Annotated in this window: 1 protein-coding gene; it reads left to right on the forward strand. The window is 76.0% G+C overall.

Going from position 1 to position 1849, the window contains the following annotated elements; translation table 11 throughout:
- Window positions 1-1849 (forward strand): condensation domain-containing protein (locus ACFV4N_RS43325; RefSeq protein ID WP_499678523.1); only part of this gene is annotated, 1849 nt, incomplete at both ends.

Consider the following 1849-nt stretch of genomic DNA (forward strand, 5'->3'; position numbering starts at 1 on the left):
CGCGGCCCGCACCCCGCGCGAGCAGATCGTGGTCGGCCTGTTCGCCGACGTGCTGGGCCTGCCCGACGAGCACGTGGGCCTGGACGACGACTTCTTCGCCCTCGGCGGCCACTCCCTGCTGGCCGCCAAGCTGATCGGCCGCGTCCGCACCGCGCTCGGCGCGGAGGTCGGCATCCGCGACCTGTTCGACGCGCCCACCCCGGCGGGCGTGGTCGCCCGCCTGGACACGGCCGCCGCCGCCCGCACCCCGCTGCGGCCGGTGGAGCGCCCGGAGCTGACGCCGCTGTCCCCGGCGCAGGCGCGACTGTGGTTCCTGGAGCAGTTGCAGGGGCCGAGCGCGACCTACAACGTGGCGCACTCCGTGCGGTTGCGCGGCGCGCTGGACGTGGACGCGCTGCGCGCGGCGCTGGCGGACGTGGTGGGCAGGCACGAGGCCCTGCGCACGGTGTTCCCGCCGGTCGACGGCGAGCCGCGGCAGGTGGTGCTGCCCGCCGGGGACGTGGCCCTGCCGGTGCCGCCGACCCCGGAGTCCGAAGTGGACGCAGCGGTGGCGGCCGGCGCGCGCGAGGTGTTCGACCTGACCGCGGAGCCGCCGGTGCGCGCGACCCTGCTGCGCGTCGCCGACGACCACCACGTGCTCCTGCTCGTCCTGCACCACATCGCCGGCGACGGCTGGTCCATGGGACCACTGCTCAACGACCTCGCCACCGCCTACACCGCCCGACTCGACGGCACCCCACCCGACTGGACCCCACTACCCGTCCACTACGCCGACTACACCCTGTGGCAACGCGAACTGCTCGACGCGCTGGCCGCGCCGCAGCTGGAGTTCTGGCGCTCCGCGCTGGCCGACCTGCCGCACGAGCTGCCGCTGCCCGTCGACCGGCCGCGCTCGGCCGGGGCCGGTCGCGGTGACAAGGTCGAGGTCGCGTTCGGCCCGGACCTGCACGCCGCGCTGGCCGACCTGGCGCGCGCCCACGGCGTCACCCTGTTCATGGTGCTCCAAGCCGCCTTCGCCGCCCTGCTCACGAGGCTCGGCGCGGGCACCGACGTGCCGTTGGGCAGCCCGGTGGCCGGGCGCGCCGACGAGGCCCTGGACGACCTGGTCGGCTTCTTCGTCAACACCCTCGTCCTGCGCACCGACACCAGCGGCGACCCCACCTTCACCGAACTGCTCGCCCGCGTCCGCGAGTTCGACCTCGCCGCGTTCGACCACCAGGACCTGCCGTTCGACCGGCTGGTCGAGGAGCTGAACCCGGTGCGCGACCCGGCCAGGCACCCGCTGTTCCAGGTGGCGTTCGCGGTGCAGAACAACGCCGGCGCGCGGCTCGCGCTGCCCGGCCTGGAGGCGGAGGTGGCGCCGGTCGACACCGGCACCGCCAAGTTCGACCTGACGCTGAGCCTCGCCGAGGGACCCGGCGGCATCACCGGCGGGCTGGAGTTCAACGCCGACCTGTTCGACCGGTCCACCGCGACCGCGCTGGTCGACCGGCTGGAACGGGTGCTGGCGGCCGTCGCCGCCGACCCCGGCGCGCCGATCGGGCGGCTGGACGTGCTGACCCCGGCGGAGCGGGCGCGGTTCGCGGGCGGTTCCGCGAGCGGCCCGGCCCGGGAGGTCGACGAGCGCTGCACCCACGAGGTCGTGGCCGGGCACGCCGCCGACGCCCCGGACGCCACCGCGCTGCTGTTCGGGGGCGCGCGGATGAGCTACGCCGAACTGGACGCGGCGGCCAACCGGCTGGCCCACCACCTCGTGGCCTCGGGCGTGCGCCCCGGCGACCTCGTCGGCGTGCTGCTCGACCGCGGGTTCGACCTGGTCGTCGCGGTGCTCGCGGTGCTCAAGGCCGGC

It is taken from the genome of Actinosynnema sp. NPDC059797, assembly GCF_042732085.1.
In the GTDB taxonomy this organism is placed as follows: Bacteria; Actinomycetota; Actinomycetes; order Mycobacteriales; family Pseudonocardiaceae; genus Actinosynnema.